This window comes from Stenotrophomonas sp. TEPEL (assembly GCF_004348785.1).
GTDB classification, from domain to species: Bacteria; Pseudomonadota; Gammaproteobacteria; order Xanthomonadales; family Xanthomonadaceae; genus Stenotrophomonas; species Stenotrophomonas indicatrix.
In genome coordinates, this window is sequence record NZ_QQXJ01000001.1 from 3,678,713 (window position 1) to 3,694,071 (window position 15,359).

General features: G+C 65.4%; 13 protein-coding genes. 4 read left to right on the forward strand and 9 right to left on the reverse strand.

Annotation, left to right across the window (positions count from 1 at the left end; all coding sequences use genetic code 11):
* Position 1 precedes the first annotated feature (1 nt).
* From TEP_RS16855 to TEP_RS16885, 7 genes are all read right to left on the reverse strand, one after another.
* Complete coding sequence (locus tag TEP_RS16855) at positions 2 to 1,360, reverse strand: ABC transporter ATP-binding protein (protein WP_132826029.1); 1,359 nt, start codon at positions 1,358 to 1,360, stop codon at positions 2 to 4.
* Positions 1,350 to 2,144, reverse strand: coding sequence for an ABC transporter permease (locus tag TEP_RS16860; RefSeq protein ID WP_132826030.1), 795 nt, complete (start codon positions 2,142 to 2,144; stop codon positions 1,350 to 1,352). Before TEP_RS16860 ends, TEP_RS16855 begins: the two co-directional genes overlap by 11 nt.
* A gap of 1 nt (position 2,145) precedes the next feature.
* Positions 2,146 to 3,330 (reverse strand): cystathionine gamma-synthase, encoded by a 1,185-nt coding sequence (locus TEP_RS16865; RefSeq protein WP_132826031.1) that lies wholly within the window; start codon positions 3,328 to 3,330, stop codon positions 2,146 to 2,148.
* Positions 3,331 to 3,453: 123 nt separating this feature from the next.
* Complete coding sequence (locus TEP_RS16870; protein ID WP_132826032.1) at positions 3,454 to 4,824, reverse strand: pyridoxal-phosphate dependent enzyme; 1,371 nt, start codon at positions 4,822 to 4,824, stop codon at positions 3,454 to 3,456.
* A gap of 350 nt (positions 4,825 to 5,174) precedes the next feature.
* Positions 5,175 to 5,411, reverse strand: a complete 237-nt coding sequence (locus TEP_RS16875; protein ID WP_025878453.1) for a YdcH family protein — start codon at positions 5,409 to 5,411, stop codon at positions 5,175 to 5,177.
* 323 nt (positions 5,412 to 5,734) lie between these two features.
* On the reverse strand, positions 5,735 to 6,619 hold the full coding sequence (locus tag TEP_RS16880) for an OmpA family protein (RefSeq protein WP_132826033.1): 885 nt from the start codon (positions 6,617 to 6,619) through the stop codon (positions 5,735 to 5,737).
* A complete protein-coding gene (locus TEP_RS16885; RefSeq protein ID WP_025878451.1) occupies positions 6,616 to 6,981 on the reverse strand; it encodes a DUF4398 domain-containing protein in 366 nt (121 codons plus the stop codon). The genes TEP_RS16880 and TEP_RS16885 overlap by 4 nt, the downstream gene beginning before the upstream one ends.
* 121 nt (positions 6,982 to 7,102) lie before the next feature.
* Between TEP_RS16885 and TEP_RS16890 the strand changes: the two genes are divergently transcribed.
* From TEP_RS16890 to TEP_RS16900, 3 genes are all read left to right on the forward strand, one after another.
* Positions 7,103 to 8,230, forward strand: coding sequence for a PilT/PilU family type 4a pilus ATPase (locus TEP_RS16890; RefSeq protein ID WP_025878450.1), 1,128 nt, complete (start codon positions 7,103 to 7,105; stop codon positions 8,228 to 8,230).
* A 130-nt stretch (positions 8,231 to 8,360) separates the two neighbouring features.
* Complete coding sequence (locus TEP_RS16895) at positions 8,361 to 9,644, forward strand: putative DNA modification/repair radical SAM protein (RefSeq protein ID WP_132826034.1); 1,284 nt, start codon at positions 8,361 to 8,363, stop codon at positions 9,642 to 9,644.
* Entirely contained in the window at positions 9,625 to 11,124 is a 1,500-nt protein-coding gene (locus TEP_RS16900) for a UdgX family uracil-DNA binding protein (protein ID WP_132826035.1), read from the forward strand. Before TEP_RS16895 ends, TEP_RS16900 begins: the two co-directional genes overlap by 20 nt.
* A gap of 25 nt (positions 11,125 to 11,149) precedes the next feature.
* Here the strand turns inward: TEP_RS16900 and maiA are convergent, their stop codons facing one another.
* On the reverse strand, positions 11,150 to 11,818 hold the full coding sequence (maiA, locus tag TEP_RS16905; RefSeq protein WP_132826036.1) for a maleylacetoacetate isomerase: 669 nt from the start codon (positions 11,816 to 11,818) through the stop codon (positions 11,150 to 11,152).
* Between the two features lie 14 nt (positions 11,819 to 11,832).
* On the reverse strand, positions 11,833 to 12,822 hold the full coding sequence (locus TEP_RS16910; protein WP_132826037.1) for a fumarylacetoacetate hydrolase family protein: 990 nt from the start codon (positions 12,820 to 12,822) through the stop codon (positions 11,833 to 11,835).
* A 797-nt stretch (positions 12,823 to 13,619) separates the two neighbouring features.
* On the opposite strand from TEP_RS16910, the gene TEP_RS16920 reads away from it, so the two are divergent.
* On the forward strand, positions 13,620 to 15,041 hold the full coding sequence (locus tag TEP_RS16920; RefSeq protein WP_132826038.1) for a DEAD/DEAH box helicase: 1,422 nt from the start codon (positions 13,620 to 13,622) through the stop codon (positions 15,039 to 15,041).
* The last annotated feature ends 318 nt before the right edge of the window (positions 15,042 to 15,359 follow it).

Here is a 15,359-nt window from a genome sequence, read left to right on the forward strand (position 1 = left end):
ACTATTCCTTTGAAATTTCAATGGCCAGCATTGGCAGGCCGATCAGGCCGAAGCGCATGGTCTCATCCAGCGCGCGGAACTCGAGCGCGTCATGAATCCAATGCTGCTGCGTATGGTCGTGCTGGTCACCGGAGGCCACAGCAGCATCGATCATGTAGGAACCAGACGGCATGATCGGCATCCGGAATACGAACGCCCCTACCACCGTCTCATCTGCGGCGGCTGAGACAGGCGCGTCCTTGTAGGCGAAGTAGCTGTTGTCACCGAACAGGCGCTGGCCCAGGCGGTCCTTCACGTAGAAACCAACAATCAGATTGTCCAAGGCTACGGCCATGGCGACACGAACTTCCAGACGCACCAGTTCGCCCCCCTCCAGAATCGACAGCGGCGTACCTTCAGCATCGGTCATGCGGACATCGACGATGCGCGCGCCGTCTGCACCGAACTCCTGTCCGACATTGTCCGGATCGAATTCGAACAGGGCCATCCGATTCTGTACGCCAGCCTCTTTGAAGGCGTCCTGGCGGAAGTCGGCATGGTCGCTGGATAGTCTACGCGGCTTCTTCTTGGTGGCCACAACGATGTCTTCAGAAGCGGCCTCGCGACGCCCCACGACATGTTGTTCCGTCATATACGCCTCGACCACCTCCTGCGAGGTACCGGCCAGGCGCATCTTGCCGTTCTCCAGCCACACGGCGTTCTCACAGAGATTGGTAACGGCGGCGGCGTCATGGCTGACGAACAGGAGAGTGCCGTGCTTCTGGAATTCACGCAGGAAGCGCATGCACTTCTGCGAGAAGAACGCATCACCTACCGCCAGTGCCTCATCGATGATCAGAATGTCTGCATCGACGTGGGCGATGACCGCGAACGCCAGGCGCACCGACATGCCACTGGAATAGCTGCGTACAGGCTGATCAATGAACTCGCCGATGTCGGCGAAGGCGAGGATGCTCTCCATCCGCTGCTCGATCTGATCGCGCCTGAGACCGAGGATGGTCGCATTTAGCAGCACGTTCTCGCGGCCAGTGAACTCGGGATTGAAACCGCTGCCCAGCTCCAGCAGCGCGGCAACCCGGCCCTTCACCGAAATATGACCCTCGGTGGGATTCAAGGTACCGGCGATCATCTGCAGCAGGGTCGACTTGCCCGACCCGTTGCGACCGACAATTCCCACCGTCTGGCCGCGACGAATCGAGAAGCTGACGCCACGCAACGCCCAGAAATCCTTATAGAAAGATCTGCGTTTGCCGGCCAGCGCCTGCCATAGGCGATGCGAAGGTCGCTCGTACATGTGGTACGACTTGCCGACCCCCTGAACATCGATGACAGTTTCGGCCGGTGTGATCTCAAAGGACATCGGCAAACCCCACACGCAGCTTGTTGAAAATGCGATGACCGATGAGTGCCACAGCGCAGGCGATCACCGTGTAGATGGCCAACCCCCACCAGTCGGGCAGACGGCCCCATATCACCACTTCACGCACTTGATTGATGATGAAGGTCAGTGGATTGAGCTCGAATACGATCCGGTAGCTTTCCGGCACCGATTCGACCGGAATGATGGCCGATGACAGGAACAGCATCGCCGTTGCAACCACACCGGCTATCTGGCCGATATCACGCAGGTAGACACCCAGCGCAGACACAGCCCAACCCACACCCACGGTCAGAATCACCAGCGGCGCCAGTACAAGAGGCAGCAACAATGCGGTAGCGTGGATGTTGCCCTTCACGCAGAGATACAAAACAAGCAATACCACCAAGTTCATGGCGAGGTGGAACAGCGCCGAGAACGTCATGCTCCACACCAGGATATCCAGCGGGAATACCACCCGTTTCACGTAGCCGGTATTGCCGACGATCAACTGAGGCGCGCGGATGAAACACTCGGCAAAAAAGCCATGCACCGTCAGGCCAGCAAACAGGATCAGGGCGAAATCGGTGGTCGAGCCGCTCGAGCCTGGCCACCGCCCCTTCATCACGAAGCCAAACGCCAAGGTATATACCAGGAGCATAAGAAACGGGCTGATCAGAGACCACAGCAGACCAAAACTGGCGCCGCGGTATCTCCCCAGTACTTCACGCTGGGTCAGTTCAAACGCAAGCGAGCGGTTCTTCCCGAAGACCGACAGAATTCCCATCTCAAGCGGCCTCAGCACTCAGCGCCCTCTCCAGATCCACCTGCAGATCCCCCAACTCCTCGACACCCACGCTCAGCCTTACCAGCGCATCGCTGATCCCCAGCTGCTCGCGGCGCGCCACCGGGATCGAGGCATGGGTCATCACCGCCGGATGGTTCACCAGGCTTTCCACCCCGCCCAGCGACTCGGCCAGGGTGAACAGTTCGGTCTTCTCGCAGAAGCGCTTGGCCGCGTCGAAACCGCCCTTCAGCACGATCGAGACGATGCCGCCGTAGCCGGCCATCTGCTTGCCCGCCAGCTCATGCTGCGGGTGCGAGGCCAGGCCCGGGTAGATCACCTTCTCCACCGCCGGGTGCTTTTCCAGCCACTGTGCCAGCGCCATCGCGTTGGCGCAGTGCGCCTTCATGCGCAGCGGCAGGGTCTTCAGGCCACGCAGCGCCAGGAAGCTGTCGAACGGGCCCTGCACGCCACCCACCGAGTTCTGCAGGAACGCCATCTGCTCGGCCAGTTCGGCGTTGTCACCGACCACGACCATGCCGCCTACCATGTCCGAGTGGCCATTGAGGTACTTGGTGGCCGAGTGCAGCACCAGGTCCGCGCCCAGCTCCAGCGGACGCTGCAGCATCGGCGAGGCGAAGGTGTTGTCGACCACTACGATCAGGCCATGGCGCTTGGCGATGGCGGCGACCGCGGCGATGTCCACGATCTTCAGCATCGGATTGGTCGGGGTCTCGATCCAGACCATCCTGGTCTTCGGGGTGATCGCCGCTTCGAAGGCCGCCAGATCAGTCAGGTCGACGAAGCTGAAGTCCAGCGCAGCGGTGCGGCGGCGCACGCGCTCGAACAGGCGGAAGCTGCCGCCATAGATGTCGTCCATCGCCACCACGTGGCTGCCGGCATCCAGCAATTCGATCACCGTCGAACTGGCGGCCATGCCCGAGGCGAAGGCGAAGCCGCGGGTGCCGCCTTCCAGCGAGGCCACGCAACGCTCGTAGGCGAAGCGGGTCGGGTTGTGCGTACGCGAATACTCGAAGCCCTGGTGCTCGCCCGGGCTGGACTGCGCGTAGGTCGAGGTGGCGTAGATCGGCGGCATCACCGCGCCGGTGCTCGGGTCGGGCGACTGGCCGCCATGGATGGCCAGGGTGGCCAGCGCCAGCGTGCGGTCCGGGGAAGAAGCGTTGGACATGTCGTTTCCTGAATGGCGCCGATGACCGGCGCCGTCGAAGGAGCGGGAGTCTATCAGCGCGGCCTTAACGAGCTTTGACGCGGATAAACCGGGATTCAGCGGTGATCTGCAGTGATCGGCCGGTTACTGCACGCGGCGGCGCAGGTAATTCAGCAGGTCGATCCGGGTGATCAGGCCCAGGAAGGCATTGCCATCCATCACGATCGCCACCTGGCCGCGGTCGAACACCGGCAGCAGCGCCTCGATCGGCGACTTCACGTCCAGCCGGTCCAGCTTGCTGACCATGGCGGTGGCCACCGGGTCGCGGAAGCGTGCTTCGTCGCCGTAGACGTGCAGCAGCACGTCGCTTTCATCGACGATGCCGACCAGCTGCTCGCCGTCCATCACCGGCAGCTGCGACACGTCATACAGCTTCATGCGCTGGTAGGCGGTGGTCAGCAGGTCGTTCGGACCGATCACCACCGTGTCGCGCTGGCCGTACGGGCGCAGGATCAGGTCGCGCAGGTCACCGTGCTGCGGGCGTTCCAGGAAGCCGTTGTCCAGCATCCAGTAGTCGTTGTACATCTTGGACAGGTACTTGTTGCCGGTGTCGCAGACCAGCACCAGCACCTTCTTCGGCGTGGTCTGCTCCTTGCAGTACTTCAGCGCCGCCGCCAGCAGGGTGCCGGTCGAGGAGCCGCCGAGGATGCCTTCCTTGCCCAGCAGCTCACGCGCGGTATGGAAGCTCTCCGCGTCGGTGATGGCGTAGGCCTTCTTCACACGGCTGAAATCGGAGATCGAGGGCAGGAAGTCCTCGCCGATGCCTTCCACCAGCCAGCTGCCCGACTTGTCGTTGAGCACGCCGTCGTTGATGTACTCGGCCAGGATGGAGCCGACCGGGTCGGCGAGCACCAGCTCGGTCTTCGGCGACAGCGTGGCGAAGGCGCGCGACAGGCCGGTCATGGTGCCGGAGCTGCCGCAGCCGAACACGATGGCATCCAGATCGCCATCCATCTGCTCGAGGATCTCCGGGCCGGTGCCGAATTCATGCGCGGCCGGGTTGTCCGGGTTGCCGAACTGGTTGACGAAGTAGGCGCCCGGGGTCTGCTCGGCGATCGTCTTGGCCAGGTCCTGGTAGTACTCGGGGTGGCCCTTGGCCACGTCCGAGCGGGTCAGGCGCACTTCGGCACCCATCGCCTTCAGGTTGAAGATCTTTTCCCGGCTCATCTTGTCCGGGACCACCAGGATCAGCTTGTAGCCCTTCTGCTGTGCCACCAGTGCCAGGCCCAGGCCGGTATTGCCGGCGGTGCCTTCCACCAGGGTGGCGCCGGGCTTCAGGTCGCCGCGCTTCTCTGCCGCTTCGATCATCGACAGGCCGATGCGATCCTTGATCGATCCGCCCGGGTTGGCGCTTTCGAGCTTCAGGTAGAGCTCGCAGACGCCAGCATCCAAGCGCTGGGCCTTGACGATCGGGGTCTGGCCGATGAGTTCGAGGACGGAAGAATGGATGGGCATTCGGGGGACTTCGGTTCGCGCCACACAGGGCCGGACCGGTGATTATCCGACGGATGGCGACGAAAGTCAGGCGTAGGGCGTGCCGACCAACGGTCGGCACCCACAGCAACTCACAGGCCCCTCCGGCACCCACCAGCTCGGCTGGCGGCCCAAAGGGATGCGGACGGCCCCGGATCGACGAGGAGACCGGTACCGCCCGCATCGGGGGACGTGCCTGCAGGGCCTAGGCACCACCGCGTGTGGTGCCTAGGCGCGACGCCTGCGTTCAGCGACGTCGCGTTGCCAGGTCAGGAGAGCCTGGCAGGGCCATCGATGGCCGGGTCATGCCATTCCGGGCACGACGGAGTGCGTCAATGCGTGGGGGACGAGGTTGCGAGCGGTGTTTCGTACATTCGCAGAAGGCGTTGCTTGGCCAGCAGCTTCTCGCGCTTCATTCGACCCAGGGTGACATCATCGATCGGGAGTACACCCAACTCCGCGTCCATGCACTTCTTGTTCAACTTGCGGTGCTGGTCATGGAGTGCCCGGAACTCCGGATCGCGCGCGCGACGGGCGTCGATCTCGCTCTGGGGCTGATCTTCAAACATGATGGACCTCCTTCGACAGATACACGAACGCCCCGGCCGCAAGGCACGGGGCGTTGTTCATGGAGGAGTGCCGGTAGATGCCCACATGGGTGCCCACAACGACGTGCGGCACTGGCCTGCGCACTTCGATCTGCTGCGGTTCGCGCCCTGCTTGCATCGGCCCGGCCCTCCCATCGTCCGGTCCGCGTTATTGCGTCCCGGACAATTGACCCTACGCTTGCTCTGGACGGGGTTCAAGCCCCTGCGGCAAAAAGACCGAACCCCGCCGAGGCGGGGTTCAGGCTGAATACTCAACACAACGAAAAACAAACAATATCAATCAATTACGGCGCGATGACGACCTCGGCCGAGCGGGCCCGGGTGGAGGCGGCCTTCTTCCCAGCCACCTGGATCCGGCTGCTGGCGACACCGGCCGACACCAGCGCGTCGCGCAGTGCCTCGGCGCGCTTCTGACCGACGCCATTGGCACTGTCATAGGCTTCGATGCGGATCCTGCCCTTCTTGCCGATGTTCACGTACTCGGCCAGGGCCTTGGCCTGGTTGCGCGCGCCAGCGGACAGGCTCGAGGCCCCGGCGGCGAACGCGTCACCGGCAAAGGTGAAGACCTCACCGCGACCATCGAACTTCGAGCCCGGCAGCTTCTGCCCCGACACCAGCTCGGCTTCCTCACGGGCCAGCTTGGCCGCGTTCTGCTGGGCCGAACTGAGACGCTGCTGCTGCTTGCCGGCCACGCTGGTCAGGGCGTTCTCGGCATCCTGGCGGGCCAGGGTCTCGGCCTCGGCCGCCTGGCGCAGGCGTTCGGCCTCTTCTGCCTGCATCTGCGCCTGCATGCGCAGCTGTTCGGCTTCCTGGCGGGCACGGGCGGCATCGCGGCGGCTGGCCTCGATCAGCAGGTCGCCGCGGGTGCGTTCCAGCCGGTCGACCTCGCGCGCGGCCAGCGCAGCCCGCACGGCGGTCTCGGCGATCTCGACCCGGCGCTCGGCCAGGTAGGTGGCCAGCTCCTGGTCACGGCGCTTGGCCTTCTCCAGGGTGGCGATGGCCTGCTGCGCCTGCATGCGCTCGAAGGCGCCCAGTTCGGCGGTGTCCGGATTGGCCTGGATCGCCATCAGGCGCTGGCTCAGCTGGCCCACCATCGGGTTGTCAGCGGCCAGTGCCAGCGACGGCAGGGCCAGCAGCGTGGCCAGGGTCAGGGCGGAGATGGTCTTCATCGGCGGTCCTCCCCGGTCGACAACTGGCGCTGCAGCTGGTTGACCTCGTTGCGGCGCAGCTGCAGCTGCGCGGTCGCCGTGGCTTCCTCGCTGCGGGCACGGGCCAGATCGGCGTCAACGGTGGCACGCAGGGCCAGGGCCGGTGCGTTCTTGCGCTCGCGGCGGTCGCCAGCGGCACGCTGGGCCTGCTCCAGCCCTTGGCGGGCCAACCCGATCAGGTCCGGGGCGTACTGGTCGGCGTCGGCCTGGGTGGCCTTGTCCACCGCCTGCCGGGCCTGGGCCAGTTCCAACGCGCCATCCTGCGCCCAGGCGGGGGCAGAGAGTGCGAATGCAAACGCCATCACATACAGGCTGTGGCGCATTCGTGCGAAGCTAAGTCGTTTCATTGGGGAGGCCGTACCGGTTGTCGGTTCGCGGCCATTGTCGTCAAGCCGGTACCGTGCTTGCAACGGGCACCGGCAGTTTCGTTGGGGAAAATTCGCAATGGATATCGGCTACTTCCTGAAGCTGATGACCGAAAAGAACGCTTCGGACATGTTCTTGACCACCGGCGCGCCGGTGTACATCAAGATCGAGGGCAAGCTGTATCCGCTCGGCAATACCGGCCTGCCGCCGGGAATGGTGAAGAAGATCGCCTACTCGCTGATGGACGAGGGCCAGGTGCCGCAGTTCGAGCGCGAGCTGGAACTCAACATGGCCATCGCCCTGGCCGATGCCGGGCGTTTCCGCGTCAACGTGTTCAAGCAGCGCGGTGAAGTGGGCATGGTCATCCGCGCCATCCGCAGCCGGATTCCGAGCATCGAAGAGCTCAACCTGCCGCAGGTGCTGAAAGACGTCATCATGACCCCGCGTGGGCTGGTGCTGGTGGTGGGGTCCACCGGCTCGGGCAAGTCCACCTCGCTGGCGTCGATGATCGACCACCGCAACAGCACCACCACCGGTCACATCCTCACCATCGAGGACCCGATCGAGTACCTGCACAAGCACAAGATGTCCATCGTCAACCAGCGCGAGGTCGGGCTCGATACCCATGCCTTCCACAATGCGCTGAAGAACGCGATGCGTGAAGCGCCGGACGTGATCCTGATCGGCGAGATCCTGGATGCAGAAACGATGGAGGCGGCGATCGCCTTCGCCGAAACCGGGCACCTGTGCCTGGCCACCCTGCACTCCAACAACGCCGACCAGACCATCGAGCGCATCCTCAACTTCTTCCCGGAAAGCGCGCACAAGAACGTGCTGATGAACCTGGCGCTGAACCTGCGTGCGGTGATCAGCCAGCGCCTGGTGAAGAACAAGGAGGGGCGCCGCCTGCCGGCCACCGAAGTACTGATCAACACGCCGATGATCCGCGACCTGCTGCGTCGTGGCCAGGTACACGAGATCAAGGCGGCGATGGAGGCTTCGCTGGAAGAAGGCATGGAGAGCTTCGACCAGTGCCTGTTCCGGTTGGCCAAGAACGGCACCATCGATCAGGAAGAAGCCCTGCGCGCGGCCGACTCGCGCGATGGCCTGGCGCTGAAGTTCCGACTGTCAGAAGGCGGCAGCGGCGAGCATGATCCGTATGCGGACTTCTCGGCCGGCGCGCCGAGCATTACCCACGGGTTCTGACGGCGCGCCCGCCGGGCATGGCCCGGCGCTACCGCACGCGTGGTGGCAGCGCCGGGCCATGCCCGGTGGAATCCTGAAGGGTTAAGGGGCGGTCTCATCCAATGAGACCCCTCGTGCGTAGGTTTCTTCAATGGAAACCATACGCAAGCTGGCCATCCTTGCAGATGCCGCCAAGTACGATGCCTCCTGCGCCTCCAGTGGTGCGGGCAAGCGCGATTCGCGCGCCTCCGGCGGCATCGGCAGTACCGAGGGCATGGGCATCTGCCACAGCTACACGCCCGATGGCCGCTGCGTGTCGCTGCTGAAGATCCTGCTGACCAACTTCTGCGTGTACGACTGCGCCTATTGTGTGAACCGGGTGTCCAGCAACGTGCCGCGCGCGCGTTTCAGCGTGGAGGAGGTGGTCACGCTCACCCTGGACTTCTACAAGCGCAATTACATCGAAGGGCTGTTTCTTTCCAGCGGCATCATCCGCAACGCGGACTACACGATGGAGCGCATGGTGGAGGTGGCACGTCGGCTGCGCGAGGAGCACCGATACGCCGGCTACATCCACCTGAAGACGATCCCCGAGGCATCGCCAGAACTTCTGGCCGCTGCGGGCCGTTACGCCGATCGCCTGTCGATCAATGTCGAACTGCCCACCGAGGCAGGCCTGGCCACCCTCGCACCGGAAAAGACCAGCACATCGATCCGTGGCGCGATGGGTGAACTGCGCTGGCGCATCGAAGAAGCCAAGGAGGCCCGCAAGGCGCCGGCAGTGATCGCACCGGTTTCCAGCCGCAGCGCGCGTCCTTGCCCTCCCCGCTTCGCACCCGCCGGGCAGAGCACGCAGATGATCGTCGGCGCCGACGGTGCCAGCGACCAGCAGATCCTGACCAGTGCCGACAGCCTCTACGGCAACTACCGCATGCGCCGGGTGTACTACTCCGCCTTCAGCCCGATTCCCGATGCGAGCCGCCAGCTGCCGCTGCAACCACCTCCGCTGCAGCGCGAGCACCGGCTGTACCAGGCCGACTGGCTGCTGCGCTTCTACGGCTATGGCGTGGAGGAGATCACCGACACCACCCAGGGTGGCATGCTGGATCTGGACATCGATCCGAAGATGGCCTGGGCGATACGACATCCGGAGCGCTTCCCGGTGGACCTGAACCTTGCGCCGAAGGAGCTGCTGCTGCGGGTGCCGGGCCTGGGAGTGCGCAACGTCAAGCGCGTGCTGATGGCACGCCGCCACGGTCGCCTGCGGGTGGCCGACGTCGCCCGGCTGAAGGCGCCGATGAGCAAACTGCTGCCGTTCGTGCAGCTGGCCGACCACCATCCGCGCAGTGCGCTGGATGATCCGGCGGCGCTGCGCGCGAAGCTGGCGCCGCCCCCCCGCCAGGGCTCGCTGTTCGATGCCGCGCCCGCTGCCTGAGCTGCAGCGCTGGTCGCTGCGGGTAGACCCGCCGTGGTCGCTGGATGCCTGGCGCGCTGCGGCGCGTGAGGCCTTGCTGCGCCGCGTGCTGCCGGAACAGCTGGACTGGATCACGGGCAGCGAAGCGTCGCTGCTGGACGCGCCGGCGGTGCAGCAGGCGCCATTGCCCGCCGGCGCCACCGTCCCGAACGTACCGCGCGACTTCGTCGAACTGGCCGCTACCTGCCTGTGCCATCGCGATCCGCAGCGCCTGCCGCTGCTGTACCGCCTGCTGTGGCGCATCGCGCATGGCGAACGCACGGTGCTGTCCAATCCGGCCGACGCCGATGTGCTGCGGTTGATGGCGCTGGCGCAGGCGGTGCGCCGCGACACGCACAAGATGAAGGCCTTCGTGCGCTTCCGGGAGGTGCCTGGCGAGACCGACGCGTTCATCGCCTGGTTCGAGCCCGACCACAACATCGTCGACCGGGTCGCGCCGTTTTTCGCCCGCCGTTTTGCCGGCATGCGCTGGGCGATCCTGACACCCGCGCGCAGTGTCCGCTGGGACGGCAGCGCGCTCTCGTTCGGTGATGGCGGCAGCCGTCGCGATGCACCCGCCGTAGACGCCCGTGAGACGCTGTGGCAGACCTATTACGCCAGCATCTTCAATCCGGCCCGGCTCAACACGCGGATGATGCAGCAGGAAATGCCCGCCCGTTACTGGAAGCATCTTCCCGAAGCGCACCTGTTGCCGGGCCTTGTGCGCGACGCAGCCGGCCGCGTGCAGGAGATGCATGATCGACCGGCACAGGCACCGCAGCGACGTATTCCCGCACGGCCGAATGATGCAACCGATGCCGCTGCGGACAATGGCAGCCTGCAGGCGCTGCGCCAGCAGGCCGCCGTCTGCCGGCAGTGCCCGCTGTGGGAAGCGTCGACCCAGGCCGTGTTCGGCGAAGGTCGTGCCGATGCACGCATCATGCTGGTGGGCGAACAGCCCGGTGATGTCGAGGACCTGAGTGGTCGCCCCTTCGCCGGGCCGGCGGGCAAGCTGCTGGACCGTGCGCTGCAGGATCTGGGCATCGAACGCAGCGCCCTGTACCTGACCAACGCGGTGAAGCACTTCCATCACGAGCGGCGAGGCAAGGTGCGCCTGCATAGGCGCCCTGAGAGCCGCCATGTGCACGCCTGCCGGCCGTGGCTGCAGGGCGAGATCGCACGGGTGAAGCCACAGGTGATCGTCTGCCTGGGTGCCACGGCAGCCTCGTCCGTATTCGGTCGCGATTTCAACCTGACGCGCGACCGTGGCCGCTGGCTCACACTCGAGGATGGCACCCGGGGGTACGCCACCGTGCATCCGGCCTGGGTGCTGCGGCAAAAGGATGAGACGCGGCGCGAGGACGCCTACCGGCTGTTCCGCGATGACCTGCGACAACTGCTGGCGGCCGATTCCGCGCCCATCGGGCATGGCCCGACGCTACCGCGCGCCGGAGACCGGTAGCGCCGGGCCATGCCCGGCGAGCACGTCAGGCGGCGTCGATCTGGTTTTCAGGGCGTGCAGCGATGAAGGCATCCAGCTGCTGACAAGCCGCTTCAATGCGGCGCAGTGTGGGGTATGCAGCCAGGTCCAGGCCGAAGCGATGGGCGTTGTACAGCTGCGGCAACAGGCAGATGTCGGCCAGACCCGGACGGTCACCGTGGCAGAACGTGCCGGTGTCAGCACTGTCGGCCAGCATCGTTTCCATCGCCGCGAAGCCCTCGGCCATCCAGTGCAGGGTCCACTGCGTGCGTGCATCGGCGGGCAGCTGCAGATCGCGCTCGAGGTACTGCATCACCCTCAGGTTGTTGATCGGGTGGATGTCGCAGGCCACCAGCTGCGCCAGTGCCCGCACCCGTGCGCGGCCAGCGGCATCGGCCGGCAGCAGCGGCACCTGCGGGAAGCACTCTTCCAGATACTCCAGGATCGCCAGCGACTGGGTCAGCACGTTGCCGTCATGCAGCAGCGTGGGCACCAGCTGCTGCGGGTTGAGCCCGCGATAGGCGTCATGGTGCTGCTCGCCGCCCTCGCGCACCAGATGCACCGGGCGTGCTTCGAAGGCCAGGCCTTTCAGGGCCAGGCCGATGCGCACGCGGTAGGCGGCGCTGGATCGCCAGTAGGTGTACAGCACGATGCCGTCGTCGACCGGAATCTCCATCGCCGCCTCCATGCTCAGGGCTTGGCCGCCTGTTCGATGCGCTGCTCGATCGCACCGAAGATGCTGTTGCCGGCGGTATCGAGCATCTCGATGCGCACCACGTCGCCGAAGGACATGAACGGCGTGCTCGGCTTGCCGTCGCGCAGGGTTTCCACCACGCGCTGTTCGGCGAAGCACGAAGCCCCCTTGCTGGTGTCTTCGTTGGCGATGGTGCCCGAGCCGACAATGGTGCCGGCACTGAGCGGCCGCGTCTTCGCCGCGTGCGCGACCAGCTGGGCGAAGTTGAACTGCATGTCGACACCCGCTTCCGGCGCACCGAACCACGTCCCGTTGATGTGGGTCAGCAGCGGCAGGTGCACCTTGCTGTCCTGCCAGGCAGCGCCCAGCTCGTCGGGCGTGACGAACACCGGCGACAACGCCGAGCGCGGCTTGGACTGCAGGAAGCCGAAGCCCTTGGCCAGTTCGCCCGGGATCAGGTTGCGCAGCGAGACGTCGTTGACCAGCCCGATCAGCTGGATGTGGCCGGCGGCCTGCTCCGGGGTGGCGGCCATCGGCACGTCGTCGGTGATCACCACGATCTCCGCTTCCAGATCGATACCGTAGTCTTCGCTGACCACCTTGACCGCATCGCGCGGGCCATAAAAACCGGCGCTGGTGGCCTGGTACATCAGCGGATCACTGTAGAAGCTCTCCGGCACCTCAGCGCCGCGAGCGCGACGTACGCGCTCGACGTGCGGCAGGTAGGCGCTGCCATCAACGAATTCATAGGCGCGCGGCATCGGCGCGGCCAGGGCCTGCGGGTCCAGGTCGAACACGCCATCGGCGTCACCGGCATTGAGCGACTCATACAGCGCATTCAGACGCGGGGCCAGATGGCTCCAGTCCTCCAGAGCCAACTGCAGGGTGGCGGCGATGCCGGTGGCGCGCACGCCGTGGCGCAGGTCACGCGAGACGACGATCAGGGTGCCGTCGCGGCCGCCTTCCTTCAAGGAACCAAGCTTCATGGTGGGTGTCCGGAGTCGTGGGCAAACAAGTTTCAAGTGTAATCAAATAAGCAGCGTAGCCAAGCTGCAGCGCGGCATCGCCTCACCCTACCGCAGGAGGGGGCGGCAGGGTTGCACCCTGCACCGGCAGAGGCAACGGCCAAGGCCAAGGCCAAGGCAACCGCGAAAGCAACTGCAACAGCCGGCTCTGGGTTTTCTGTGGGTTGGGCGGGGCGGTATGGGGCTGCAGGACACGCCGTAAACCCATCCATGAAGTGACCCCTTAAAGTTGGACAGTTGGGGGGTCAGGCAGCCAGCGCGACCTGTTCCCGGTACTTTACCGGGCTCAGGCCCTTTAGGCCATGGATGGCGCGACCGAGCCTACAGGGACGTATTTACGGCGTCCCCCGCAACCGGACCCAGCCCGCCATCCCACGGATAGCCCGCTTCTGCTGTTGCTGTTGCTGTTGCTGTTGCTGTTGCTGTTGCCATTGCCGTCGATTCGGCGGGTGCAGGGCGCAGCCCTGCCGAACCCCCAACCTGAACAGCCTGTTTTGCGTCAGGTCTCATCCTTCCGCTAGACTATGCGGGTCTGCAGCGGCCGTCCGTTTCCCTCCGGGATCGCCGGCGACCGGGGTTCGCCCCATCGCCCGCCCCCACTCCGACGCCGTTCGTCACGCATTCCAGCCTGCGCTTCGCGTTGGCTGCACCCAATTCTCGCAGCGCGGTTCACGGGAACGCTCCGAGTCAGCCGATCAGTTTGATCTGCCCCCGTCTGTCCGTTCGGACAGGCGTTAACTGTACTTGGAGCAATCTCGATGTCTTTTGAATCCCTGGGCCTTGCGCCCTTCCTGCTGCGTGCGCTCGCCGAGCAGGGCTACGAAACCCCGACCCCGATCCAGCAGCAGGCGATCCCGCTGGTGCTGGCCGGTCGCGACCTGCTGGCCGGCGCACAGACCGGTACCGGCAAGACCGCCGCGTTCGGCCTGCCGCTGCTGCAGCACCTGGGCACAGCTTCGCAGGAAGTGCGCACCGGCCCGCGCAAGCCGCGCGCGCTGATCCTGGCACCGACCCGCGAACTGGCCACCCAGGTGCATGACAGCCTGCGCGGTTACAGCAAGTACCTGCGCATCCCCAGCGCCTGCATCTACGGCGGTGTCGGCATGGGCAACCAGCTGGACATCCTGCGTCGCGGCGTGGATCTGCTGGTGGCGTGCCCGGGCCGCCTGATCGACCACCTGGAGCGTCGCAGCATCGACCTGTCCGGCATTGAACTGCTGGTGCTGGACGAAGCCGACCGCATGCTGGACATGGGCTTCCTGCCCTCGATCAAGCGCATCCTGGCCAAGCTGCCCAAGCAGAACCGCCAGACCCTGCTGTTCTCGGCCACCTTCGAGGACAACATCCGCCAGTTGGCGCTGGAGTTCATGCGCAACCCGGAGCAGATCCAGGTCACGCCGAAGAACACCGTCGCCGAGACCATCACCCACAAGGTGCATCCGGTCGATGGCAGCCGCAAGCGCGACCTGCTGCTGCACCTGCTGGCCCAGGACAGCCGCGAGCAGACCCTGGTCTTTGCCCGCACCAAGCACGGCAGCGACAAGCTGGCCGCGTTCCTGGAAAAGTCCGGCATCAAGACCGCGGCGATCCACGGCAACAAGAGCCAGGGCCAGCGCCTGCGTGCGCTCGGCGACTTCAAGGCCGGCCGTGTCACCGTGCTGGTGGCCACCGACATCGCCGCGCGCGGCATCGACATCAACGAGCTGCCGAAGGTGATCAACTTCGATCTGCCGATGGTGGCCGAAGACTACGTGCACCGCATTGGCCGTACCGGCCGCAACGGTGCGACCGGTGAAGCGATTTCGCTGGTGGCGCAGGATGAAGTGAAGCTGCTGCGCGCGATCGTGCGCCTGCTCGGCCGTGACATGGACATCCGAGATGTGCCGGGCTTCGAGCTGCAGACGCCGATCCGCTGGGGCAACAGTGCTCCGGGCAAGGCCGAGGCCGATACCGGCGAGCGCGTGCCGCGCAAGACCCACGCGCGCCGTCCGCACGGCGATGCGCCGCGTCATGCCCATGCAGGCCCGAAGAAGGCCGGCGGTGGCCGCCGCGAGGGCGGTGGCAACGGCCAGCAGCGCGCGGGCGCAGGTGCCGGTCAGGGCCAGCGTCGCGGTGGCGGTGCCAATACGGGTGGCGGTCGTGGCCGCGGCCAGGGTAGCGGCGGCGGTCGCGCCAGCTGATCCCAGCTGACAGGGATGGCGTCTCCCGCTGCGCGGGGGCTGCTTATCGGGGGACGACGCTTACGCGTCGTCCCTTTTTTGTTGCTGGCTGCCGGATGGTTTGAAAGCGGGCGGTGGGTTGCGTCGAGGGCGGATGGGCGTAGGGGCAGCGCAAAACACGCCGTAAACCTGAGGTGGTCTAATCCAGCTGGACACTCGATAGGATCAATCCAAGCATCGAGGTGACCCGTGGCAAAACAGATAACCCAAGGCATGAGAGACGAGGCTGTTCGCCTTGTCGTGGTGGAAGGGCAGACGGTGAGGGAGGTCTGCCAGTTG